Source organism: Mycobacterium gordonae (assembly GCF_001417955.2).
In the GTDB taxonomy this organism is placed as follows: Bacteria; Actinomycetota; Actinomycetes; order Mycobacteriales; family Mycobacteriaceae; genus Mycobacterium; species Mycobacterium gordonae_B.
Genome location: NZ_LKTM01000360.1, coordinates 1 through 22,938, shown reverse-complemented (window position 1 = coordinate 22,938; position 22,938 = coordinate 1). Strand labels below are relative to the sequence as shown.

The 22,938-nt window shown below is 65.3% G+C and carries 30 protein-coding genes; 24 read left to right on the top strand and 6 right to left on the bottom strand.

Going from position 1 to position 22,938, the window contains the following annotated elements; all coding sequences use genetic code 11:
- The first annotated feature begins 15 nt into the window (after nt 1-15).
- From AO501_RS28580 to AO501_RS28505, 16 genes are all read left to right on the top strand, one after another.
- Complete coding sequence (locus AO501_RS28580) at nt 16-900, top strand: sigma-70 family RNA polymerase sigma factor (RefSeq protein ID WP_055580941.1); 885 nt, start codon at nt 16-18, stop codon at nt 898-900.
- Nucleotides 901-1,006: 106 nt separating this feature from the next.
- Nucleotides 1,007-2,317 carry an ABC transporter substrate-binding protein gene (locus tag AO501_RS28575; protein WP_055580940.1) on the top strand — a complete coding sequence of 437 codons (1,311 nt, stop codon included), beginning with the start codon at nt 1,007-1,009 and terminating at the stop codon, nt 2,315-2,317.
- Nucleotides 2,314-3,246: a carbohydrate ABC transporter permease gene (locus AO501_RS28570; RefSeq protein ID WP_055580939.1), complete on the top strand. Its 933-nt coding sequence runs from the start codon at nt 2,314-2,316 to the stop codon at nt 3,244-3,246. The genes AO501_RS28575 and AO501_RS28570 overlap by 4 nt, the downstream gene beginning before the upstream one ends.
- Nucleotides 3,233-4,063 carry a carbohydrate ABC transporter permease gene (locus AO501_RS28565; RefSeq protein WP_055580938.1) on the top strand — a complete coding sequence of 277 codons (831 nt, stop codon included), beginning with the start codon at nt 3,233-3,235 and terminating at the stop codon, nt 4,061-4,063. Before AO501_RS28570 ends, AO501_RS28565 begins: the two co-directional genes overlap by 14 nt.
- Before the next feature lie 4 nt (nt 4,064-4,067).
- Nucleotides 4,068-5,138 carry an ABC transporter ATP-binding protein gene (locus AO501_RS28560; protein WP_055580937.1) on the top strand — a complete coding sequence of 357 codons (1,071 nt, stop codon included), beginning with the start codon at nt 4,068-4,070 and terminating at the stop codon, nt 5,136-5,138.
- Nucleotides 5,139-5,213: 75 nt separating this feature from the next.
- Nucleotides 5,214-6,050 carry a DUF3097 domain-containing protein gene (locus tag AO501_RS28555; protein WP_055580936.1) on the top strand — a complete coding sequence of 279 codons (837 nt, stop codon included), beginning with the start codon at nt 5,214-5,216 and terminating at the stop codon, nt 6,048-6,050.
- Nucleotides 6,051-6,122: 72 nt separating this feature from the next.
- A complete protein-coding gene (locus AO501_RS28550) occupies nt 6,123-6,647 on the top strand; it encodes an OsmC family protein (protein ID WP_055580935.1) in 525 nt (174 codons plus the stop codon).
- Between the two features lie 10 nt (nt 6,648-6,657).
- Complete coding sequence (locus tag AO501_RS28545) at nt 6,658-7,725, top strand: acyl-CoA dehydrogenase family protein (protein ID WP_055580934.1); 1,068 nt, start codon at nt 6,658-6,660, stop codon at nt 7,723-7,725.
- A complete protein-coding gene (locus AO501_RS28540; RefSeq protein WP_055580933.1) occupies nt 7,716-8,336 on the top strand; it encodes an RNA polymerase sigma factor in 621 nt (206 codons plus the stop codon). Before AO501_RS28545 ends, AO501_RS28540 begins: the two co-directional genes overlap by 10 nt.
- Nucleotides 8,333-8,599 carry a hypothetical protein gene (locus AO501_RS28535; protein ID WP_055580932.1) on the top strand — a complete coding sequence of 89 codons (267 nt, stop codon included), beginning with the start codon at nt 8,333-8,335 and terminating at the stop codon, nt 8,597-8,599. The genes AO501_RS28540 and AO501_RS28535 overlap by 4 nt, the downstream gene beginning before the upstream one ends.
- A 101-nt stretch (nt 8,600-8,700) precedes the next feature.
- Nucleotides 8,701-8,919 (top strand): excalibur calcium-binding domain-containing protein, encoded by a 219-nt coding sequence (locus AO501_RS28530; protein ID WP_055580931.1) that lies wholly within the window; start codon nt 8,701-8,703, stop codon nt 8,917-8,919.
- A 123-nt stretch (nt 8,920-9,042) separates the two neighbouring features.
- Entirely contained in the window at nt 9,043-10,593 is a 1,551-nt protein-coding gene (locus AO501_RS28525) for an HNH endonuclease signature motif containing protein (RefSeq protein ID WP_063892947.1), read from the top strand.
- Between the two features lie 163 nt (nt 10,594-10,756).
- The gene (locus AO501_RS28520; protein ID WP_055580930.1) at nt 10,757-11,638 is read left to right on the top strand and encodes a universal stress protein; all 882 of its coding nucleotides are present in this window, start codon (nt 10,757-10,759) and stop codon (nt 11,636-11,638) included.
- Between the two features lie 80 nt (nt 11,639-11,718).
- Nucleotides 11,719-12,063: a ferredoxin gene (gene fdxA / locus AO501_RS28515; RefSeq protein ID WP_055580929.1), complete on the top strand. Its 345-nt coding sequence runs from the start codon at nt 11,719-11,721 to the stop codon at nt 12,061-12,063.
- 16 nt (nt 12,064-12,079) lie between these two features.
- The gene (locus AO501_RS28510; RefSeq protein ID WP_055580928.1) at nt 12,080-12,976 is read left to right on the top strand and encodes a universal stress protein; all 897 of its coding nucleotides are present in this window, start codon (nt 12,080-12,082) and stop codon (nt 12,974-12,976) included.
- A gap of 38 nt (nt 12,977-13,014) precedes the next feature.
- Nucleotides 13,015-13,203, top strand: a complete 189-nt coding sequence (locus AO501_RS28505) for a hypothetical protein (protein ID WP_055580927.1) — start codon at nt 13,015-13,017, stop codon at nt 13,201-13,203.
- Here AO501_RS28505 and AO501_RS28500 read toward each other — a convergent pair.
- Both AO501_RS28500 and AO501_RS28495 read right to left on the bottom strand, forming a co-directional pair.
- A complete protein-coding gene (locus AO501_RS28500) occupies nt 13,200-13,862 on the bottom strand; it encodes a PAS and ANTAR domain-containing protein (protein ID WP_055580926.1) in 663 nt (220 codons plus the stop codon). The two genes, AO501_RS28505 and AO501_RS28500, sit on opposite strands and share 4 nt — an antisense overlap.
- Before the next feature lie 104 nt (nt 13,863-13,966).
- Entirely contained in the window at nt 13,967-14,386 is a 420-nt protein-coding gene (locus AO501_RS28495) for an Hsp20/alpha crystallin family protein (protein ID WP_055580925.1), read from the bottom strand.
- A 140-nt stretch (nt 14,387-14,526) separates the two neighbouring features.
- Here AO501_RS28495 and AO501_RS28490 point away from each other — a divergent pair, with 140 nt between their 5' ends.
- The 6 genes from AO501_RS28490 to AO501_RS28465 all read left to right on the top strand — a co-directional run bounded on the left by AO501_RS28490 (nt 14,527) and on the right by AO501_RS28465 (nt 17,849).
- Nucleotides 14,527-14,916, top strand: a complete 390-nt coding sequence (locus AO501_RS28490; protein WP_055580924.1) for a MerR family transcriptional regulator — start codon at nt 14,527-14,529, stop codon at nt 14,914-14,916.
- 137 nt (nt 14,917-15,053) lie between these two features.
- A complete protein-coding gene (locus tag AO501_RS28485; protein WP_055580923.1) occupies nt 15,054-15,674 on the top strand; it encodes a flavodoxin family protein in 621 nt (206 codons plus the stop codon).
- A gap of 23 nt (nt 15,675-15,697) precedes the next feature.
- Nucleotides 15,698-16,252, top strand: coding sequence for a DUF1360 domain-containing protein (locus AO501_RS28480; protein ID WP_055580922.1), 555 nt, complete (start codon nt 15,698-15,700; stop codon nt 16,250-16,252).
- A gap of 17 nt (nt 16,253-16,269) precedes the next feature.
- A complete protein-coding gene (locus AO501_RS28475) occupies nt 16,270-16,683 on the top strand; it encodes a ChaB family protein (protein WP_055580921.1) in 414 nt (137 codons plus the stop codon).
- Nucleotides 16,684-16,839: 156 nt separating this feature from the next.
- A complete protein-coding gene (locus tag AO501_RS28470; RefSeq protein ID WP_231752635.1) occupies nt 16,840-17,163 on the top strand; it encodes a hypothetical protein in 324 nt (107 codons plus the stop codon).
- A gap of 2 nt (nt 17,164-17,165) precedes the next feature.
- Nucleotides 17,166-17,849 carry an HAD family hydrolase gene (locus tag AO501_RS28465; protein ID WP_055580920.1) on the top strand — a complete coding sequence of 228 codons (684 nt, stop codon included), beginning with the start codon at nt 17,166-17,168 and terminating at the stop codon, nt 17,847-17,849.
- An 81-nt stretch (nt 17,850-17,930) separates the two neighbouring features.
- Here the strand turns inward: AO501_RS28465 and AO501_RS28460 are convergent, their stop codons facing one another.
- On the bottom strand, nt 17,931-18,164 hold the full coding sequence (locus AO501_RS28460; RefSeq protein WP_055580950.1) for a general stress protein CsbD: 234 nt from the start codon (nt 18,162-18,164) through the stop codon (nt 17,931-17,933).
- Between the two features lie 205 nt (nt 18,165-18,369).
- Between AO501_RS28460 and AO501_RS40865 the strand changes: the two genes are divergently transcribed.
- The gene (locus AO501_RS40865) at nt 18,370-18,576 is read left to right on the top strand and encodes a DUF3349 domain-containing protein (RefSeq protein ID WP_082658898.1); all 207 of its coding nucleotides are present in this window, start codon (nt 18,370-18,372) and stop codon (nt 18,574-18,576) included.
- Here AO501_RS40865 and AO501_RS28455 read toward each other — a convergent pair.
- Genes AO501_RS28455 through AO501_RS28445 form a run of 3 tightly spaced genes read right to left on the bottom strand, consistent with a single transcriptional unit; the run spans nt 18,500 to nt 22,106 of the window.
- Nucleotides 18,500-20,035 (bottom strand): bifunctional 3-(3-hydroxy-phenyl)propionate/3-hydroxycinnamic acid hydroxylase, encoded by a 1,536-nt coding sequence (locus AO501_RS28455; RefSeq protein WP_055580919.1) that lies wholly within the window; start codon nt 20,033-20,035, stop codon nt 18,500-18,502. The genes AO501_RS40865 and AO501_RS28455 overlap by 77 nt on opposite strands.
- Complete coding sequence (locus AO501_RS28450) at nt 20,032-20,970, bottom strand: fumarylacetoacetate hydrolase family protein (protein ID WP_055580918.1); 939 nt, start codon at nt 20,968-20,970, stop codon at nt 20,032-20,034. The genes AO501_RS28455 and AO501_RS28450 overlap by 4 nt, the downstream gene beginning before the upstream one ends.
- On the bottom strand, nt 20,967-22,106 hold the full coding sequence (locus AO501_RS28445; RefSeq protein WP_055580917.1) for a VOC family protein: 1,140 nt from the start codon (nt 22,104-22,106) through the stop codon (nt 20,967-20,969). Before AO501_RS28445 ends, AO501_RS28450 begins: the two co-directional genes overlap by 4 nt.
- 105 nt (nt 22,107-22,211) lie before the next feature.
- On the opposite strand from AO501_RS28445, the gene AO501_RS28440 reads away from it, so the two are divergent.
- Nucleotides 22,212-22,844, top strand: a complete 633-nt coding sequence (locus AO501_RS28440) for a TetR/AcrR family transcriptional regulator (RefSeq protein ID WP_082658897.1) — start codon at nt 22,212-22,214, stop codon at nt 22,842-22,844.
- The last annotated feature ends 94 nt before the right edge of the window (nt 22,845-22,938 follow it).

The following is a 22,938-nucleotide window of genomic DNA, read 5'->3' as shown; positions in this document are numbered from 1 at the left end:
GGAAAGGTGACCCCCATGGACCTTGTCGATCTGGCCCAGCACTTCGAGGCGGATCGTGGGCGTCTGAAGTCGGTGGCTTTCCAGCTGCTCGGTTCGCTGTCGGACGCCGAGGACGCGGTGCAAGCCGCCTGGCTGAAAGCCAGCCGCTCCGAATACACCGCCGTGGCCAACCTGACGGCCTGGTTGACCACCATCACCGCACGTGAGGCGCTCGACCAACTGCGCAGCCGTAGGCGCCGCGCCGAACAACCTCTGGACGAGGCCGGCGTCGCCGACCGATTCGCAGTGGCCGCTGCCGACGAAGACGCGATCCTGGCGGAGTCGGTGAGCCGAGCGCTGCTGGTGGTGCTCGATCGGCTGCCGCCCGCGCAACGCGTCGCTTTCGTGCTGCACGACGTCTTTGCCGTGCCTTTCGAGACGATCGCGGACCTGCTGGACCGCTCACCGGCGGCGGCCAAAAAGCTGGCCAGCCGGGCGCGGGGGCGACTGCACCCGGCGCCGGCCGCAGCCCCGCCGAAAACCGCCGAGCACCTCAGGGTGGTGCGGGCTTTTCTGGCGGCATCCCGCGGTGGTGACATCGATGCCCTGGTGAAACTGCTGGCTCCGGACGTGGTTCGCACGGTCGACCCGTCCCTGGTGCCCGCCGATGTGCCTGCCGAAATGGCTGGCGCCAGAGCCGTTGCGGAGGAGACCCGGCGATTCACCAATCGGGCTCGCGCCGGGGCTGTGGTGCTGATCGACGGGCATCCGGGCATCGCCCTCGCCCCCGCCGGGCGGCTGGTGGCGCTGCTGCGCATTGCCCTGGATACGGACAACCGGATCCAGGGCATCGACATCACAGCTGACCCCGAACGGCTCGGCAACGCCGTCCTGACCTTGCCGCCGGCCCCGCCGTCCTGAGAATCAGCTCAGGGAAGTCGCGCATCCCAGGCAGAGCACAGGACTGTCGGCTATGAAGAACATCAGACACTCGGGAGGGCGGCAACGGGTTGGTTCCGGGAGCACGATGATCGACAGGCCGTTTGGACGGCGCAGCCTGCTGCGGGGCGCCGGGGCGCTAGCGCTGACACCGTGGGCTGCAGCTTGCGGTTCTGACGACGACGACGCGCTGACCTTTTTCTTCGCCGCAAATCCGGACGAGATCCGCCCACGGATGAGGGTGGTCAACGAATTCCAGCGCCGGCACCCCGACATCAAAGTCCGCGCGCTGCTGTCGGGACCCGGCGTGATGCAGCAGCTGTCGACGTTCTGTGCGGGCGGCAAGTGTCCGGACGTCCTGATGACATGGGAACTCACCTACGCCGAACTCGCTGACCGCGGTGTGTTGCTGGACCTCAATTCGCTGTTGGCCCGCGATCAGGCCTTTGCCGCACAACTCAACGCGGACAGCATCGACGCGCTGTATCGGACGTTCACCTATAACGGCGGGCAGTACGCCTTTCCGGAGCAGTGGTCGGGAAACTACCTCTTCTACAACAAAGCCATGTTCGAGGCGGCCGGGGTGCGTCCGCCGCCGGGCACCTGGCAGCAGAGTTGGAGTTTCACCGAATTCCTGGATGCGGCGCGGGCTCTCACCCGGCGCGAGGCGTCAGGCCGGGTCACGCAGTGGGGATTCGTCAATGCCTGGGTGTCGTTCTACTCGGCCGGTCTGTTCGCGATGAACAACGGCGTGCGCTGGTCGTCGCCGCGGACCAACCCGACACACCTGAACTTCGACGACGACGCCTTCGTCGAGGCCGTGCAGTTCTACGCCGACCTGATCAACAAACACAAGGTCTCACCCGGCGCCTCCGACCAGCAATCCATGTCCAACGCCGACCTCTTTTCGGTGAACAGGGCCGCCATCGCACTGGGCGGGCACTGGCGCTACCAGACTTTCGACCGGGCCGAAGGCCTGGACTTCGACGTTGCGCCGCTGCCGCTCGGTCCCCGCGGTCATACCGCCTGCTCGAACATCGGTGTGACGGGCCTTGGGATCGCGGCGACCAGCAAACGCAAGGAGCAGGCGTGGGAGTTCGTCAAGTTCGCCTGCGGCCCCGTCGGCCAGGCCCTGATCGGCGAATCCCGACTGTTCGTGCCGGTGCTGCGGTCCGCGATCACCTCACCCGGATTCGCCGACGCGCACCGCAGGGTCGGTAACCTCGCGGTGCTCACCGACGGGCCGGCGGTGTCCGAAGGCCTGCCGATCACGCCGGCCTGGGAGAAAGTGGTCGCCCTGATGGATCGCAACTTCGGACCGGTACTGCGCGGCGCGCGGCCGGCGACCTCACTGTCCGGGTTGTCGCATTCGGTCGACGAGGTGCTGCGGAATCCATGAGCGCAGTATCCGCACCCGCCCCGTCCCCGACCCGCCCGTGGCGCCGACGAGCCTGGGCCGGAAGGCTTTTCGTCGCACCCAACCTGGCCGCGGTGTTGCTGTTCATGCTGTTCCCGCTGGGCTTTTCGCTGTACATGAGCGTGCAGAAATGGGACGTGTTCACCCCGGCCAAGTTCGTCGGACTGGCCAATTTCAATCAGCTGTTCACCTCCGACCCACTGTTTCTGATCGCCATGCGCAACACGGTGATCTACACGGTCGGGACCGTGTTGCCCACCGTGTTGATCAGCCTCGTCGTAGCCGGTGTGCTCAACCGGAAAGTGAAGGGGATCGGCGTCTTTCGCACGATCGTGTTCTTACCGCTGGCGATTTCGTCGGTCGTGATGGCGGTGGTGTGGCAATTCGTGTTCAACACCGACAACGGGCTGCTCAACATCATGCTCGGTTGGGTCGGAATCGGCCCGATACCGTGGCTGGTCGAACCCCATTGGGCCATGGTGTCGTTGTGCATGGTCAGCGTGTGGCGCAGCGTCCCGTTCGCCACGGTGATCCTGCTGGCGGCGATGCAGGGCATCCCGGAAACGGTGTACGAGGCCGCCCGAATCGACGGTGCGGGCGAGATCCGGCAGTTCATGTCCATCACGGTGCCGCTGGTCCGTAGTGCGATGTCGTTCGTGGTGGTCATCTCGATCATCCACGCGTTCCAGTCTTTCGATCTCGTCTACGTGCTGACCGGCGCCAACGGCGGACCCGAAACCGGCACCTACGTGTTGGGCATCATGCTGTTTCAGCACGCCTTCTCGTTCCTGGAATTCGGTTATGCCTCCGCGCTGGCGTGGGTGATGTTCGCCATTCTGCTGGTGCTGACGGTGCTGCAGCTACGTATTACCCGCCGCCGTACCTGGGAGTCTTCCCGTGGTCTCGGCTAAGCGTGCCGTCTTCCGCGCCGCCGCGTCGTATGCGGCGCTGGTGTTCGTCGCCTGGTGCGCGTTGTTCCCCATCCTGTGGGCGATCTCCGGATCGCTGAAGAAAGAGGGCGAGATCAGCGAACCGCGGTTGTTGCCGTCGAACCCGCGATGGTCCAACTACACCACCGTGTTCGACCTCATGCCGTTCTGGCGGATGTTCTTCAACACCGTGCTGTATGCCGGATGCGTCACGGCCGGCCAGGTGATGTTCTGCTCCCTGGCCGGATATGCGTTCGCGCGCTTGGATTTTCGTGGCCGCGATACTCTGTTCCTGTTGTATCTGGGCACCTTGATGGTGCCCCTGACGGTGACGGTGATCCCGCAGTTCATCGTGATGCGGACCGTGGGATGGGTGGACACGCCCTGGGCTATGATCGTGCCGGGTTTGTTCGGCAGCGCGTTCGGCACCTACCTGATGCGGCAGTTCTTCCGCACCCTGCCGACCGATCTCGAGGAGGCGGCGATTCTCGACGGATGCTCGCCGTGGCAGATCTACTGGCGCATTCTGCTGCCGCACGCCCGGCCGGCGGTGATGGTGCTCGCCGTGCTGACCTGGGTCAGTGTATGGAACGATTTCCTGTGGCCGCTGTTGATGATCCAGCGCAACAGCCTGGCCACCCTGACGCTGGGTCTGGTCCGGTTGCGCGGCGAATACGTTGCCCGCTGGCCCGTGCTGATGGCGACCTCGATCCTGATCCTGCTGCCGCTGGTCATCATCTATGCCTTCGCCCAGCGGTCCTTCGTCCGCGGCATCGCCGTGACGGGGATGGGCGGTTAGCCCGATGGCTTCGGTGAGTTTCGAGCAGGCGACCCGGCGCTACCCGGGCAGCGATCGGGCTGCCCTGGAGAGCCTGGATCTCGTGGTCGGCGACGGCGAGTTCATGGTCCTGGTAGGACCGTCCGGGTGCGGAAAGACGACGTCGCTGAGGATGCTGGCGGGGCTGGAAACGCTGGACTCGGGGCGCATCCGAATAGGCGATCGCGATGTCACCAACCTCGATCCCAAGGATCGCGACGTCGCGATGGTCTTCCAGAACTATGCCCTGTACCCGCACATGACGGTGGCGCAGAACATGGGCTTCGCGCTGAAAGTGGCCAAGACACCGAAAACCGAGATCCGCGAACGGGTGTTGGCGGCGGCGCGCATGCTCGATCTGGAGCAGTACCTCGAACGCAAGCCCAAAGATCTCTCCGGTGGGCAACGACAGCGGGTGGCGATGGGTCGGGCGATCGTGCGTCGCCCGCAGGTCTTCCTGATGGACGAGCCCCTGTCCAACCTGGATGCCAAACTGCGCGTGCAGACCCGTAACCAGATAGCGGCACTGCAGCGCCAACTGGGCACCACCACGGTCTACGTCACCCACGATCAGGTCGAGGCGATGACGATGGGGGACCGCGTCGCGGTGCTGCGCGACGGGCTGCTGCAACAGTGTGCGACGCCACGCGAGCTCTACCGCAACCCCGGCAACGTGTTCGTCGCGGGATTCATCGGGTCGCCGGCCATGAACCTGTTCACCCTTCCAGTCGTCGATTCCGCTGTCTCGCTGGGCGATTGGGATATCCCGGTGCCACGTGAGATCGCCGGTACTGCCGCGGAAATCGTCGTTGGAGTTCGACCCGAACACTTCGAACTGGGCAGTGTCGGCGTCGAGATGGAGGTCGACGTGGTTGAGGAGTTGGGCGCCGACGCCTACCTCTACGGCCGAATCACCGGAGCCGACACGGTGATCAGCAAGCCCATCATCGCGCGGACAGACGGCCACGACCCGCCCGGGAAGGGCAGCCGGATACACTTGCATCCGCAGCCCGGGCAACTGCATTTCTTCAGTGTCGATGGCCACCGAATATCCTGATGGACAACCAATTTCGCGCGTTGTGAGCGGCGCGCCGCGCAGCTGATCCGGGCGCCGGCTCCCTAGTATGGCCGGGTGGTTGATCGCTATGGAACCGATGTCCTGGCCGGCGGCGGGCGGCGCAAGCCTCGTTCGGTAGAGCACCCGGTCGAGCTGGGGATGGTCGTCGAGGACGCGCAGACCGGTTACGTGGGCGCGGTGGTCCGGGTCGAATATGGGCGCGTCGAGCTGGAGGACCGGCACGGCAAGACCCGTCCGTTCCCGTTGGGACCCGGCTATCTGATCGACGGTCAGCCGGTGATCCTCACCCCACCGCGCCGATCGGGGCCTGCTGCCCCGGCACGCACGGCGTCGGGATCGGTCGCCGTGCCCGGTGCCCGGGCCAGGGTCGCCCGCGCCGGGCGGATCTACGTGGAAGGCCGCCACGACGCCGAGCTGATCGCCCAGGTCTGGGGCGACGACCTGAAGATCGAAGGCGTCGTGGTCGAGCACCTCGGCGGAGTCGACGACCTGGTAGGGATCGTCGCCGAGTTCCGGCCCGGACCGGGATGCCGGCTCGGGGTGCTGGTCGACCACCTGGTGCCCGGATCGAAAGAATCGCGCATTGCCGAGGCGGTGCGACAGGGACCTGGAGGAACGGACACCCTGGTCGTCGGGCATCCCTACGTCGACATCTGGCAGGCCGTCAAGCCGCAGCGGCTCGGCCTGCAAGCCTGGCCGACCGTGCCCCGGCAGGTCGAATGGAAGCACGGCATCTGCGCTGCTCTCGGCTGGCCGCACGCCAACCAGACCGACATCGCCACGGCGTGGCGCCGGATCCGGTCGAAGGTACGCGACTGGAACGACCTGGAACCAGCGCTGATCGGCAGAGTGGAGGAACTGATCGACTTCGTCACTCAACCGTGTGACTGAGGTCACCGTCACGTTTGTCGGCGCAGCCGCACTAACTCCTTGACCGAATCTTCGGAGAAATGGAGGAAGTGCATGACCGACGCGCTCGTCATCGACGCTCAGGGCCTGGACCGGCTGTCTTGTAACGCCAAGGCCGACCCCGCCACCGGCAAGAAGACCCTCAAGGCCAAGACCGTGTGTGAGTCCGGCTTCCGCAACATGACCTATGTGCGTGATCTTGCCCCGATGCTGGTCGGCGAGCCGCCGGCGCTGCTGGGTGACGACTCGGCGCCCAACCCTTCGGAGACCTGCCTGGCCGCCCTGGGATCGTGCATTTCGGTCGGCTTGCTGGCCAACGCCACCCATCGCGGCGTGACCCTGACGAAGATCGAGGTCGAGATGGAAGGCGACATCGACATCTCGGCGGTGTGGGGCGTGGGCGACACCCCGGACGGAAAGGTCCTCGGTTTCACCGCTGTGCGGTGCAAGGTGGCTCTGGCCGGCGACGCCGACGACGCGACGCTGAAAGAAATCCACGACAACGCTGTCGCATGGTCGCCGGTGGTCAATACATTCACGCGTCCTGTAACTGTCGACTCCGCACTGTCGATCGGCTAGGCAGGACAGGATGACCACGACTACCGATGCCGTGATCGGCTTGCTCGATTCGGAGCTGATAACAGATATTCGTGCCCACGCCGGTGCGTTGGACCGCGGCGAGGCCACGGCCCGCCGTAGCTTCCCCGGTCTGGGGGCCGCGGGTTTGTTGGGTGTCGGCGCCCCCGGCAATGCAGACGGCCGGCTCGCCGAGATGGCTGACGTGATCAGGCTGATTTCCGGCGAGTGCATGAGCACCGGCTTCGCGGTCTGGGCGAATCGTATGGCTTTGGAGTATCTGCTCACCGCCGCAACACCTTTCAGTCTCGCAGCGGCGGAGCCGCTAGCGGCCGGGACGTCGTTGGGGGTGACCGGGATGGCGGCAGCCTTCAAAACGTTGGCCGGTTGCGGTCAATTGGAATTGACCGCTTCCCCGGTACCGGGCGGCTACAAGATCAGCGGTCCGATCCGGTGGGCGTCCAACCTGTACGGCGATTCGTTGCTCGTCACTGCGGCCGCTACCGAAGACGGCGCGAAGGTGATCGTGGCACTGCCCTTGAGTAGCCCCGGGGTCACGGTGGGTGACCACTTCAAATTGTTGGCGATGGACAGCACGGCTTCGTCCTATCTGGAATTGAAGGACGTTTTCGTCCCCGACGGGCAGGTGTTGTCCACCGACTTCGAAGGCTTTCTCGGTGCGGTCCGGCCCACTTTCCTTGTGTTGCAGTCGGCCATGTGCGTCGGCCTGGCCGAGACGACGGTGAAGCAGGCCAAGGCCGGGCTCTCCGGTGTGAACTCGGTTTTCGCTGCTGAGGTCGACGAGGTCGTGGAGAGGCTGGTCTGGGCGCAAACCACGTTGGCGCGTCTGGCCGGCGCGGTCGGGGGGCAGCAACCGCCCGGCAAGAAGGAGTTGCTATCGCTGCGGCTGACTGCGGCCGAGATCGCCAGCGCCAGCGCCGCATTGGAAGTTCGCACCGCCGGCGGCAAGGGATACGCGAGCAAGACGCCAGCCAGCCGTCGCTACCGTGAGGCGGCGTTCATCCCGGTGCAGTCGCCGTCGGAAGCCCAATTGCGTTGGGAATTAGGCGGATGCGCTTGACGCCATTGGCGTCGTTCGAGGGTGCGGAACCCGAGCACCTGGTTGGTGGGGTTCCGTTGGCCGCGCTGGTTCGCGACTACCACCGACCGATGGTGAATTTCGCTCGCACGATGGTGAATTCACCGGCGATGGCCGAGGAGGCAGTACAGGAGGCGTGGGTACAGGTGCTCAAGTCCTCCGCGGTCTTCGAGGGCCGATCCTCGGTGGCGACCTGGCTGTTCGGGATCGTCAAGAACACCGCCTCGCGCCACCGGAGCCGCGAGTCGCGGATTCGCGAGCACGAAGTGTTGGCCACCGGAGACGCCGACCCGCTGGCCGGACGGATGCATCCGCCCGGCCACCCGGATGCCGGGCACTGGAGTGTGCCGCCGTCGCAGCGATTCCTCCCGGAAGACCACACCGTGGCAAGCGAATTGGTGGGCTACGTGCGCGCCGCACTGGACGCGCTGCCGGCACGGCAGCGACAACTGATCATCCTGCGCGATCTCATCGGCATGTCTTCGGAAGAGGCCTCGGAGGTTCTGGAACTCTCCCCGGACGCACAACGGGCGTTGTTGTACCGCGCCCGGGGAAACCTGCGAAATCAATTGGAAAGGCGGTATCGACAATGACCGTCTACGACAACACCGTTCCCGCCATCGACTGCGTCGAGTTTGTCCGGCTGGTGGACGAACTCGTCGATTCCGACCCAGCGCAATGGGGAGCGATCGTGGCCAAACACCTTGAAGACTGCCCGCCATGCCTGGTGTACCTGCAGCAGATGCTCGACCTGAAGGTGCTGCTGAACCACGTCTTCGATGGCGAAAAACTCAGCGAGGGCCAGATTTCCGGGGTGATCGATGCGGTCACGACGTTCCGCGACGGTGAGGCGTGAGCCGAAAACTGTGTCAGTAAACGAAGACTTCACGCAATCCTGCCCGTAGCTCTCGGCGCCGTCGTTAATCTTCCTCGCGCACAGAGGAGGTGCTTTTTTCGATGACGACTCGCGTTTTCCCGGCCGCCGTGGCCGTTCTGGGTGTGCTCGGGGCCGGCTTCGGCGTGACCGTCGGCGCGCCCGCGGCCCAGGCGGACCCGCCTTATGCGAACTGCAAAGCGGCGGCCGCCGATGGGCGTTACAACATTCCTCGGGGGGACCCGGCATATGCGCCCAAGCTGGACCGTGACGGTGACGGAATCGCCTGCGAGTCAAAGTGATACATCAGCTGTGAGCTGAGGTCTTGCGTCCGGGACGCTGCCTTCATCCACAGTTGATACTTTGTCCACAGGTCGGCCTTCCGGTGCGGCGGGCGTCGGTGCCGGTGACTAGAATTCGAAAGTATGTTCGACGATCTGGCACGGGCTGACGACGCCGCGGTGGTGGCGTTTGTGGCTGCGGCCACCCGCGATGAGGCTGTGGCCGCAGCGCGCCGGTTTTCCGCGATCGCCGAACTGGTCGTTCGCCACGCGGTGGGTGCCACCGACCGCGGACGCTGGTCGTGCGACAACTGGGACGCCATCGCCGCTCAGGTCGCGGCGGCGCTGAATATCAGCCACAACCTGGCGTCGCATCAGATGTATCAGGCGGTGGCCCTGCGCCAGCGCCTGCCCGCGGTCTCAGCTCTGTTCGCCCAGGGCAGGCTGAGTTTGCGGCTGGTCACCACGATCATCTGGCACACCGAGTTGATCCAGGACCCCGCCGTCATGCGGGTGGTCGACGCCCTGCTGGCCAACGACGCCCTTCGCTACGGGGCGCTGTCGCAGCCCAAAACCGCCCGCGCCATCGATGCCCTGATCGAGCGCTACGACCCCGCCGCGGTGCGGCGTGCCCGGACCAGCGCACGCTCCCGCGACGTGGTCATCACTCCCGCCGAAGACGGCTCGGGCACCGCCCAGTTGTGGGGCACTTTGCTGGGCACCGATGCCGCGGTGCTCGATCGCCGGCTTTCGGAGATGGCGCGCCGGGTATGTGACGCAGATCCGCGGACGGTGGCTCAGCGCCGCGCCGACGCCCTGGGTGCCCTGGCTGCCGGCGGGACTCACCTGGCCTGCCAATGTCCGGACCCCGGCTGCGCCGCTCGGGTCCCTGATGCTCGCGCCAGTGCCGTGGTTATCCACGTGATCGCCGAGCCCGCCACCGTTAACGCCCCACCGGATAACTGCCTCAACGGGGAAGAACCCCGGCGGGTGGACCCCGCCGACCCGCTGCGCGAGGTGCCCGACCCCGACCCGCCGGCGATCTGCCTACCCCCAGCCCAGATCCTGGGCGGACACACCATCCCCGCCGCCCAATTGGCCGCGCTCGTCGCCGCCGGAGCCCGCACTGCCGACCTCGACTACTGCCCCGAGCCCACCCCGGGTTACCGGCCCAGTGCGGCGTTGGCCCGCTTCATCCGCGCCCGCGACATGACCTGCCGCTTCCCGGGATGCGACTGCCCTGCCGACTTCTGCGACATCGATCACGCGATCGCCTACCCGTTCGGGCCCACCCACCGGGCCAACCTGCGCTGCCTGTGTCGAAAACACCACCTGCTCAAAACATTCTGGGGCGGCCTCCGCGGCTGGCGCGACCGCCAACTATCTGACGGCACCATCATCTGGACGGCGCCCACCGGCCATACCTACACCACTCGCCCCGGCAGCCGACTGTTCTATCCCACCCTCAGCGGACCCGACGTACCTCTGCCGGCCAGCCCCACACCACCGCAGTGTCAATCCCGCTCTGTGATGATGCCTACCCGCACCCGCACCCGCACCCGCGCCCAAGCTCGCCGAGCCCGTATCAACGCCGAACGTGCCCACAACCTCGCAGAACTCACCACGTCCGAAACGACCGCCCAGGGCCCCCAACCCCGGCGCCCACCCTCGCCCGAAGACCCGCCGCCGTTCTAGTGGCTCAACCAAACACATTGTGCGCCAGTGTATTACCAGCTAGATCTCACACGGCGGCGCCCTGCGACACGGGATGCGCGACCCAAAACGTAGAGTCTTTAGACCTCTACACCGACGACGTAACGACTCGTAGGATGAGGTCTGCAACGGCAAGGAGCATGGAATGTCAGCGGAACCAACGAAATACGGAATCCTGGTGGCGGTCGACGGCTCAGAGGAATCTGATGCGGCGATAACCTGGGCAACCCACGAGGCCGCTCTGCACCGGGTGCCGCTCACCCTGCTGCATGTGGTCGCCCCGATCGTGGTCGGCTGGCCGGTCGGGCAACTGTACAAAGACATGCCGGACTGGCAGCAAGACATCGCGGACAGCGTCCTTGCGCACGCCCGCAAGACGGCGTCGGAAAGTGCCGAGGGATCCGAAGCACCCGAGGTGCGCACCGAATTGGCTTATGCCAACGCGGTTTCCACACTCATCGAAGCGTCGAAGCAGGCGCAGCTGGTGGTCGTGGGAAGCCAGGGGATCGGCGCGTTGGGCCGCCTACTGCTGGGCTCGGTCAGCTCGGCACTCGTCCAGCACGCGCATTGCCCGGTAGCCGTCATCCGTTCGGGAGAGGACGCCGTCCAAGACGCCGGTAAAGCGGTGGTTGTAGGTATCGACGGGTCACCCGCATCGGAAGCCGCCACGGCCTGGGCGTTCGACGAGGCGTCGCGGCGAGGTGTCGACCTCATCGCATTGCATGCCTGGAGTGACGTCGGAGTGTTCCCGGTGCTCGGGATGGATTGGCAGGACCGGGAAAACCAGGGTGAAGAGGTGCTCGCCGAACGCCTGGCCGGCTGGCAGGAGCAATACCCGGATGTGCACGTGCAGCGGTCGCTGGTGTGTGACACGCCCGCGAAATGGCTACTCGAGGCGTCCGATCAGGCGCAATTGGTGGTCGTCGGAAGTCGGGGTCGCGGGGGATTCCCCGGCATGCTGCTGGGTTCGGTCAGTTCTGCGGTGGTCCATTCGGCCACAGTGCCGGTGATCGTGGTTCGTTCGTAGGCGACAAGGGCCTTTGGTCCCTGCCGGAAAGTGGCTTTCGACCGACGCTAACGGTGGCGCACGCTTTATAGCGTGGACGCATGACCTATGTGATCGGCAAGGAATGCCTGGACCTGGCTGAAAAGTCATGCGTGCAGGAATGCCCCGTTGACTGCATTTATGAGGGCGACCGAACGATGTACATCAACCCGGAAGAGTGCGTTGACTGCGGCGCATGCAAACCGGCATGTCGCGTTGACGCTATTCACTGGGAAGGCGATCTCCCGGAGGACGAACTGCAGTTCCTCGACGAGAACGCCGCCTTCTTCCAGCAGATACTCCCGGGCCGGGACGCGCCGCTGGGAACTCCGGGCGGCGCAAGCGCTCTCGGGCGAATCGGCGTCGATACCCCGCTGATCGCGGCAATGCCGGCGAACTGCTCCTGACCGGAGGTAGAGCGAAATGACTTCAGCGGCAACAGGAGCCGACAAGAACCTGGGTATCCTTGTCGGCGTGGACGGATCACCCGCCTCCAACGCCGCCGTCGTCTGGGCGGCCCGGGACGCCGAAATGAAGCACCTCCCACTGACGGTCGCTCACGTGGTGAATTCGGACGTGGCTACCTGGCCGCCGATGCCGTTCCCGGAGACCTGGGCGGTTTGGCAGGAAGACGAGGGACGCAAATTCGTCGCCGAGGCGGTGAAGATCGCCGAGGAGGCGGTGTTGACCGACCGCAAACTGACCATCAAGACCGAGCTGGTCCATTCCACTCCGGTGTCCGCGATGATCGAGATGTCCAAGGACGCAGCCATTCTGGTGCTGGGGTCAGCCGGTAGGGGAGCGGTGGCGCGGCTGCTGCTCGGGTCCGTCAGCGCCAGCGTGGTACGGCACGCGGACTGCCCGGTGGCAATCGTCCACGACGAGGACCCGTTGATGCCCCACCCGTTACGGGCTCCCGTGCTGCTGGGCATCGACGGCTCACCGGCGTCCGAGGCGGCCACGGCAGTGGCGTTCGACGAGGCCTCGCGCCGAGGTGTGGAGCTCATCGCACTGCACGCGTGGAGCGACCTGGAAGTTGTTGAACTGCCCGGTTTGGACTGGGACAAGGTGAAGGCGGAAGCCGAAATCACCCTCGCCGAGCGCCTGGCGGGTTGGCAGGAAACCTATCCCGACGTCAAGGTTTGCCGCGTGGTGGTCTGTGACCGCCCGGCACGCCAGCTCGTGGCGCGCTCCGAGTCCGCGCAGCTCGTCGTGGTGGGCAGCCACGGTCGGGGCGCCCTGTCCGGCGTGCTGCTCGGCTCGGTCAGCAACGCGATCGTCCACTCGGTCCGGATGCCAGTGATCGTCGCGCGCGCCTAGCGGGGTTGAAAAACGGCCGTCGGGGAAACCCAGGACCCATGGCTGAATACAGAGTTATCGACCCACGGGGCGAAGTCGTCGCCACGAAAGAGATTGAAAGTGCCGAGGATGCGCACGCATGGTTCGTCGACTCCCGTGCCGACAACTCCGAGCTCGGTTGGCGCATGGAAGTGAACGCTGACGGGGACTGGGCGTTCTTCGACGACACCGAGGGTACGTCGAACTAGCGCCCATCCATCCGGGTGTGCGCCGTCAGCAATAACTGGTCGAACTCCGGCTGCGCGGCAACGGCGTGCCGCACGGCGCGGAAATCCTTGGTTATTTGTTCGGCCAGCGGCCGCAGCTTGACATTGGACTCCTGGGACAACCACTTCAAAAGCTTGAAGGCGGCGTCGCCGTCGATGTCGTAAACCAGCATCAGCATGCCTTTGGCCTGTTCGATCCCGGCGCGGTTCGCGGCGATCTCGGCCAGTCGTTCGGTGACCGCGTCCTGATCGGGTGTGGCCGACACGTCCACGTAGAAGCCGTGTGTCCCGATCACGGCTCCGTGATCGTCGACGATGCGGTCGCCGACCACCACCACGTGGTGCACCCGCCCACCGGTGTCGATGATGCGGTGACGAGTGCTGAAGGCCTTGTGGGTGTGCAGGATGTCGTTGATGGTTGCGGCGACCTGACCGCGGTCATCGGGATGCTTGTGCGACAGCACCAGTTCGGTGGTCGGTGTGACGCTCCCGGGCTCATACCCGTGCATCTGCTCGACCTGCTCAGACCACTCCCAACGCTGATCGGCGAAATAGAACCGGAACGAGCCCACCCGCTGCGGAGCACCGCCGGCCAGGGCTTCTTCGACGGCGGCCGTCTGGCCGTCGAGATCCCACTTCATCGTGCATCGGCCTCCTCGGGTAGGTCCCATTGCTCAACGGGGTGCGAGGCGGACGGCCGCGGCGCATACCAGCAGCGCCGCGGCCGCCACCCGCTCACCGCCGGTCAGGCATTGATGGCTTCGCGGCTCTCGCTGCGACCGACGGAGATCTTGCGGGGCTTCGCCTTCTCGGCCACCGGCACCCGCAACCGCAAGACCCCCTCGTCATAAGACGCGGCGATTCGCTCGGTGTCGAGGTTCTCGCCGAGCACCAGTTGGCGGCTGAACACTCCCCGGGGCCTCTCCGAGGCCAGCATCTCCCGGTCGGGGTTAACCCCCGGTCGTTCCGCGCGGACTGTGACCACATTGCGTTCGATGTCGATGTCCAGCGAATCGGCTTCGATACCGGGCAGGTCGAATTCGACGACGAATTCCTCCCCTTCGCGCCAGGCGTCCATCGGCATGACCGCTGGGCGTGCGGCGGTCCCGAGCACTTGCTGGGCGAATCGGTCCAGTTCGCGGAACGGGTCGGTACGCATCAGCATGGCAGTCACCTCTTAACTCCAATCTTCTGTCTGAGGGCTTGGTTTCCTATGTCTGCCGACATAGATTTTATATAACACTATCGACACTTCAACGCAAGTATGGTAGATAGGTTTTCTAGTAACAGCCGAGGAGATGCCCGATGACCGACCGTTCAGGCGACGTAGACCCGCCGGCGTCTGATCACGGCGTGTACGGGATCTCGGTAGCGGCGGAACTCTCTGGCGTCGCCGTGCAGTCACTTCGCCTCTACGAGCGGTACGGACTGCTCACGCCGGCTCGCAGCGACGGGGGGACGCGGCGTTACAGCGCCGATGACCTGGCCCGCCTGCGCCGCATCAGCGCGCTGGTGGACGCCGGCGTCAACCTCGCCGGCATCGCCCGGATCCTCAGCCTCGAGGACGACAACGCCGAGCTCTCCGCGGCCAACAGCGATCTTCGGTCTGCCAACCGAACTTTGCGGGGCTCCGTCAAACACTCCGGCGTGCAGGAGAACTCGAAGACTCCGGCGCGAAAACCCCGGAAGGCTTAGTCCACCACCCGGAACTGCCGCGCCGTCGAATCGGGCACGATCTGCTCAGCAGCGGGCCAGCCTGCGGCCTCCGCCGACGGCGCCATCTCGGTTCGCATACCCGGTTTACCGGTCCCTATGCCGGGTATGGATTTCACATGAGCGATCAGTCACTGCGCGCCGTCGGCTTGGTGTGCAGCCTCAAACCCAGTTCATCGCCCTCGAGCAGCGCTCTGATCGCCGAACACGTTGTCGGCGAACTGAAGAAGGCCGACGTCGAGTGCGAACTGATCAGGGCCGTCGACTACGACATCGCTCCGGGCGTCGAGGACGACATGGGTGCCGGTGACCAATGGCGGGATATTCGGCGCAAGGTGCTCGACGCTGACATCCTGCTGATCAGCACGCCGATCTGGCTCGGGCACGCGTCCAGCGTGACCCAACGCGTGCTGGAACGCCTGGATGCCGAATTGTCCAATACCGACGACGATGGGACGCCGGCCATGGTCGGCAAAGTCGCCATTGTCAGCGTGGTCGGCAACGAAGACGGCGCGCACAAAGTGGTCGCGGATCTTTTCCAGGCACTCAACGACATTGGCTTCAGCATCCCTGCGCAAGGTTGCACCTACTGGGTGGGTGCCGCGATGGAATCAACCGACTACAGCGACCTCGGTGAGGTGCCTGAACAAATCGCCTCCGCCACTGCTGCTGCCGCGCGGAATGCTGCTCATCTGGCCCGCACGCTCAGGACAACGGGCTATCCGCCATACGAGGCCTGAATCATTCAGCCGCAAGGAGTTTCATGACCGAATTGACCAAGGAAAAGATCGGCGCGGGAGTGGCGGACCGCGCTCGGCAGGAAGCCGCGGAATACCGCGGCGACAATCCGCGCCCGCTGGGTGGATACTTCGCTGTGTTGGTGATCTACTGCACGTTGGTAGGCGCCACGACGCTGGTGGCGGTGGTCACCGGGCGCCGGTTACCCGTGCGGTGGAACGTGCAGGATCTGCTCACCGTGACGCTGGGCACCCACAAGTTGTCCCGCACCTTGACCAAGGACGCCGTCACCAGCCCGCTACGGGCGCCCTTCACCCGGTACGCCGGTACTGGCGGTCCCGCCGAGGTGCACGAGGAGACGCGTAACGAGAGCCAGTTCCGGCACAGCATGGGCGAATTGCTCACCTGCCCCTTCTGCCTCGACATGTGGGTGGCGACGGTGTTTGTGATCGGATTGGTCTTCGCGCCCCGGTTCACCCGCCTGGTCGCCGGCACGTTCACCGCACTGACCGGCGCCGATTTCCTCCAGCTCGGTTACGCGATAGCCCAACAGTGGGCCCAGAATCCCCGAGGTTCCTAAAGTCCGGAGGTGATGTCATGCCGAAGACGAGCAAGAGCGGTGCTGCGAAGAAGGACGAATTGCCTGGCACGCTGCGGCGTTCCAGCGCAAAGGCGCAACGTACTTTCGCCAAGGCCCACGACGCGGCCGCCGAGCAGTACGGCAGCGAGGAGCGTGCTCACCGCGTCGCCTACGCCGCTGTGAAGCACAGCTACGAAAAGGTCGGCGACCACTGGGAAGCCAAGGACGAGAAGGGTCCCTCTGACGCGCACGCCGAACGCGGCGGCCTGAACAACCCCGTGCCGACGCAGGAGGGTGTCGACGCCAACGCCAGCAAGAAACACCTGATGGAGATCGCTAGCCGGCTGGACGTGCGCGGCCGGTCAACGATGACGAAATCGGAACTGGTGGAAGCCATCAAGAAATACAATCGCCGTGCGCAAAGGCGCTGACCAACCCGGCGCACAGCAGTGTCTGCCGTCGGGGACCTGCGCCGGGCAAGCGCCGGTCCGGCGGCCATGTTTCGGGAAAATCAGCCGGGGTAGTCGCAACTGATGAGTGTGCGCAGCGAAGAAACCACCCACGTGGACAGGTCAACACCTGCTCAGGTGTCTGAACCCGCTCACGGCCGGGGTCGCCGGGGCGTGGCGAATTGGATACTGGCGGCGCTGACCGTGCCGGCCGCCGCGTTGGTCATGATCTTCGCGGTCGGCGCGGCGATGAGCATCGCCGCGTGTAGCACCGCACAGTGCCCCGACCTGGGGCCGGACGGGGTGCTGTACGGGGTGCTCTTCTACGGCGCTCCCGTGATCGCCGGGTTGACGATAATCGCCTCCTTCTTCACCGCGCTTCGGCGTCGAGGCTGGATCGTTCCCGTGATCGCCCTGGCCCTGCTGGCGGCCGACTTCGCTACTATCGCGATCCTGTTCTGACGTTGAGCGCCAACGGACTTCAGGCCGCGGTGTTGTTCGACATCGACGGCACCCTGGTTGATTCGAATTATCTGCACATCGACGCCTGGCAGCGCGCGTTCGGCGAAGTCGGCATCGACGTAGAGACGTGGCGGATTCACCGGTCCATCGGCATGGACGGTTCGACGCTGGTGAAGTCCCTGTCCGACAATGCACCGGAGGACACCCAGAAACGGTTGAAGGACTTGCATTCCCGCTACTACCGGGAAGTCGCGTCCCTACTGCATCCGTTGCCTGGTGCCCGCGAGCTGCTGCGCCGGGTCGCCGATCTGGGCCTGAAAGTGGTATTGGCGACCTCGGCGCCCGATGATGAACTGGAGCTGCTGCGCAAAGTCCTGGACTGTGACGATCTTGTTGCCGCCGTCACGTCGTCAGCCGATGTGGACACCGCGAAGCCCAAGCCCGACATCATCGAAATTGCGCTGGAACGTGCCGGCGTCACCGCGGAGCGCGCCGTGTTCGTCGGGGACGCCATCTGGGATGCGGAGGCCTGCTCACGCGCGAAGCTGTCCTGCATCGGGGTGCTCAGCGGCGGAGTGTCGGCCTCGGAGTTGCACGATGCCGGAGCGGCGCAGGTTTTCGAGAACACCGAGAAGCTGCTTGCCAATATCGAGCAGACGCGGATCGCGACGCTGGCGGGGGAGTAGTCGCGGCGCAGTGGTCAATCTTGTCAAGGGCAAGCGAATGGGCCCAGTCCGTTACCGGTCTGGGCCCATTCTCGCATCAAGCTACTGGTTGGCCTTCTGGCGCTGCTCGGCTGCCTCGGCACCGCCACGGGCGGCTTCCGCTTCGGCTTCCTTCTTGGCCGCGTCACGCTGAGCGTCGGCCTTGTCCTGCTGGGCCTGACCCTCGCGCTTCACGTCGTCACGGCCCGTGACTGCACCGATGACTTCCTTCGCCTTGCCCTTAACGCCCTCGACGACGCCTTCGACGCCCTCTTGCGGGCCACTCTTGTCCGACATGAATTCCTCCTGCATAACTTGCTGGCTTGCATGGCGACCTCGCGCTGCGCTCTACTGCGCTCGGCCAACAGGGGTCAGGATCAACTTCCGCGTCGTTCCAAGGAGCCCCCCGCAGCGTCAGAGTTTCCGAACCACCGACTCCTCAAACCTGTGGGCTGGCTCACCCCATAGCGCGAACTTCGTTTAGCGTCTAGGGATTTCGCTCATGTTTGAGTCCGGCTATAACGGGCATACCCTGGTGCTGCCAGCGCGCGAGGAGAGACGGATGATTGCCGGCCACACCATGGCGAGGATTGTGAATTTCGCGCGCGCCGGATATCCCAAAGGCGTGCCGGCTACTGACGCCTTTGCGGTGTTGGCAGTGTTACCGCCGACGCGGCCACCAGTGCCGGGTCGCGACCGGCACGCATAACCGTCCGATCCGGACGTATGAGCGCGGCCGCGGCGTGCCCGTCGCGCAGCCACGCCGCCAGTTCGCTGCCCGGGTCGGCTTCGATGACGGGCACGTTTCGCTCGCGCAACATCTTTCCGGTAACCGGCGGCAACGGAGCCCGGGTGACCACCGAGAACCCGGGGCCGGCAGCATCGTCCAGGCGTTTACCGTTGGCCAGCAACGGATTCGGGCAGAGCTTTCCGGCGAGCTGCCGGGGCCCGCGGGATTTGTGTATCAGAGCGGAGCGGCGCAGCGCGGGCGTGGCGGAATCCACGATTTTGTTGCGCAGCCCGGGAATGAGTCCGGCCCGGGGCAGGACGGTGCGCCGGGTGAGGTCGCCGAGCCGGCCCCCGCCGGTCATCGACCAGCCGACGGTGAGCGCCAAACGAATCAAGGCGCGGCAGTGCGGTTTACGCTCCTGTTGATAGCTGTCCAGGACGTCCGGCGGCAGCGTGCCGTTGCACACCGCGGCGATCTTCCAGCTGAGGTTCATCGCGTCGCGCAGACCGGCGCCCATGCCCTGGCCGATGAAGGGGGGAGTGAGGTGTGCGGCGTCACCGAGAATGAAGATGTTGCCACGGCGCCATCGATCGGCGATCTGGGCCCGGAAGGTGTACTCGGCGACGCGCAACAGATCGAGTTCGCTGTCGTCGACGTGACGGGTCCAGGGCGAGATGAGCGGGCGGAGCGCACCCAGGGTGTCGAAGTCGCGGGCGCTTTCCCCGTCCAGCAACCGAAACTCCCAGCGGTAGCGGGATTCTCCGATACGCATATAGGTGCCGGCCCGTGCCGGGTCGCATATCTGATAGACGCCTTCCCACTGCCTGAGGTCTGCCTCGGTAGCGACATCGACGACCAGCCACCGCTGTTCGAACTTCAAATCGCGCATGGCAGAGCCGATATGGCTTCGCACCACGCTGTTCGCGCCATCGCAGCCCAACAGGTAGTCGGCATCGACCTGGTGAGTGGTTCCGTCGGTCCGGTCGGTGTAGGTGATACGCGCACCGTTGCCGCGCGCCGAGATCGCCGTGACGTCGGCATTTCCGCGTAACTCCGCGTTCGGGTAGCGCTTGAGGTTGGCCCGTAGCAGCCCCTCCAGCTCTGGTTGGTCGAACATGTTCGCCTGGGGGTAACCGTGCGCGCTGTGATCGGGATTGCGATGAAATTCCGCGAAGACGTTGAACTTGTTGTCCAGCAGTCGAAGTCCGAGCGTCGGCCGCGAGATGGCCGCGAACTCCTCAGCAATGCCCAGGCGTGCGAGAACGCGGAAGATCTCGTCGTCGAGGTGCACCGCCCGCGGCTGTGGGTACACCCCGGGCCAGCGTTCGAGAATCAGGCTCTGGACTCCGTACTGTGCCAACAGCGTGGCGGCGGTGATGCCCGTCGGCCCGGCCCCGACGATCACCACGGGGACGTGCCGAATCGCGTTGGCGTTCATGCGTATCGAACGGAATTGCGCTGCGTCCCCAGGTCGATGGACCCGTCATCGGTGGCGACCGACGCTTCGACGACGTCACCTTCCCGCAGATACTTCGGGTTGCCGGATTGACGCTTGAAGAAGGCCTTCCATTTGACGGCCGGCGGCAACAGGTTTCCGATGATCTCCACCGGCTTCGGCGGTGCGCTCAGGGCGGTGCCCACGGGTGTTCCGGTGAGGATCAGGTCGCCCGGTGCCAGTTCCTGAAACTGAGTCAGCGACTGCAGTGCCTGAAGTGGGCGGTACAGCATGTCGCCCTCGACGAGCGCGTTCTGGCGCTCCGCACCGTTGACCCGCAGCCGCAGTCGCAGATCCCCGAAGCGCCTGAGCTCGTCGGCGTCCAGCAGCACCAACCGCGGGCCGACCGGTGTGAACGTCGGATAGGACTTGGCTTCGTAGAACTGCGTCTGCGGCAGCTGGATGTCGCGCGCCGACACATCGTTCGTGACGACCAGACCGGCGACGAAGTCGGCGAGGTTGGCGTCGGAAATGCTGGTGCCGATCGTGATCGGGCGCCCGATCACCAAACCGATCTCGACCTCGTAGTCGAGCAACTGCACGTGCGCGGGCTTGATGATGTCGGCGAACGGACCACAGATCGAAGCAGACGCCTTGCGGAAGAAAGTCAGCGGAATCGACGTGGGGTCCATGCCCGCATCCCTTACATGGGACTCGAAGTTCGTCATCTGCGCGACCACCCGGCATGGCCTCGTCACCGGTGAGAGCAGCTCCAGGGTGTCCACGGGGACGCGGTCAGCGGCAGCCGCGGCGGCTTCGATCGCGGCCCGTTGCGAAAGCAGTTGCGCGGTGGTGGTGGCGTCGGTGGCGATCTTGGCGGCGCCGGCCGCCGTCTCCACCCACCAGCCGTCGGTGGTGTGCAGTACGGAGATGGTCATGAGACAGACACTTTCAGTAGGCCGATCAGGCGGTTGAAGTCGAACTCGTTACTTTGACGCAGCGCGCCGATCATCGAAGTCACCTCGTGGCGAGCCGATTTCGGGTCAGTGCCCAGGAAGTCGCGGGTGGCGGGAGGTCCCCACTGGGCCAATCCCGAAGCGGTCAACGGCGCCCAGCCCGGTTCCAGGGTGTTGTCGAACATGTCCCCGTCAGTGAAATGTTCGACCAGGAAACCGTCCGGGTCGCGCCAGTAATCGAAGATCTGGCTGCCCTGGATGTGCCGGCCTATTCCCCATGAGCGCAGATAGCCCCGCTCTTTGAGGAACTCGCCGCCGGCGGCCAGCGCGTCGAGATCGCTGACCTGATAAGCCGAATGCAGGTAGCGGTTGACCGGGCCGAGCGCCAATGCCAGCGTGTGGTGATCGGCCGGCGTCGACCCGCGATCGCAGCGGATAAAGCTCATGGTCGGCCCCCGGTCGCGCTGCCCGGGAAAGTACTGGAAGTCGCTGACGATCATCCCCAGGTTGTCCAGGTACCAGTTCAGCGACTGCAGATACTTCGTCGACTGCAGCACCAGGTGTCCCAACCGTTGTATCCGTGCCGGCACCCGGGGTGGACGCTGAGTTGCGTTGGTGCGCAACAATTCGTGCCCGAAATTGAAGACCGGAGGCTGTTGGCCGGGCAGCTCGGGTAGCTCGTGCATCCCGGCTACGACCCGTACTCGCGTGCCGGTGGGGTCCGACAGATCGACCGACATGCCACCGATGGCTTCCGGCAACGGATGAGCGGCGGCGCCGGACTTGTCGGCCAGTCGCAACACATCCACCTCGTCGCAGGCGCGAAATGCCACGGCGGTGAATCGTGACCGCTGGCCGCGTCGCACGATCACGCATGGTGCGCCTGCGTCGGTGCCGCGCAACGTGATCTCGTCGGGTCCGTGGTGTGCGGTCTGGAATCCAAAGGCACGCGCGAAGGCCTCACAACGGGTGAGGTCGGGCTTCTCGAACTCCAGCCAGGCGAGGTCGGCGACCTTGATCACCGGATTGCGGGATCGTCCGCAATGCTCGTCGGGTCGGGCGCCCTGCTCGCTGTGCAGGTCGCGGTGCGCTTCCGTTGGGGAGCCAAGCACATCCATCACCACCTCTCTTGAATAACTGACGAAATCGTCACATACGCCGGGACTCGCAGTCAAGGAGTTCTGACGAATTCATCAAATCTGAGGCATACTGCTCAGGTGGGGATGTCAGATGACGGCTCCAGCCGCTTGGAGCGACGCAAACAACGCACCCGCTCGGCACTGGTCAAAGCCGCGCAACGACTGATCGCCGAGGGCAAAGTCAACGTGCCCGTTCTGGAGATCACTCAGGCCGCCGACGTCGGAATGGGGTCGTTCTACAACCACTTTGACAGCAAGGAGCAGCTGTTCGAAGCCGCGGTGGCCGACGTGCTGGACGCCCACGGAGCGCTGCTGGACCGGCTGACCGAGTCCATCGAGGATCCGGCGGAGACGTTCGCGACCAGCTTCCGGCTCACCGGCCGGCTCTTCCGTCAGCGCCCGCAGGAGAGCGAGATCCTGTTGGCGAACGGACCGACGCTGCTGTGGTCGGATCGCGGTCTGGCGCCCCGGGCGCTGCGGGACATCAAGGCCGCTGCGGCCGCCGGCCGGTTCCAGACCGACGATCCGGAATTCTCGCTGGCCATCGCCGGTGGTGCGCTGCTGGGCCTCGGGGCACTGTTGCGCAACGACCCGGAGCGGGACGGGGCACTGGCGGCCGACACGGCCACCGAAAACGTGCTGCGGCTGTTCGGAATGACCGCCGAGGAGGCGCACGCTGTCTGTCAACGGCCGCTGCCGGACTTCGCCGCTGATTAACCCTCGCGCCGGCCGCTGCCCTGCGTGCCAGGGTGAGTTGAGTCCAGTGGTTCATAGCAAACCGGCCTGATGCAGGGCGAGATACGGATCAACA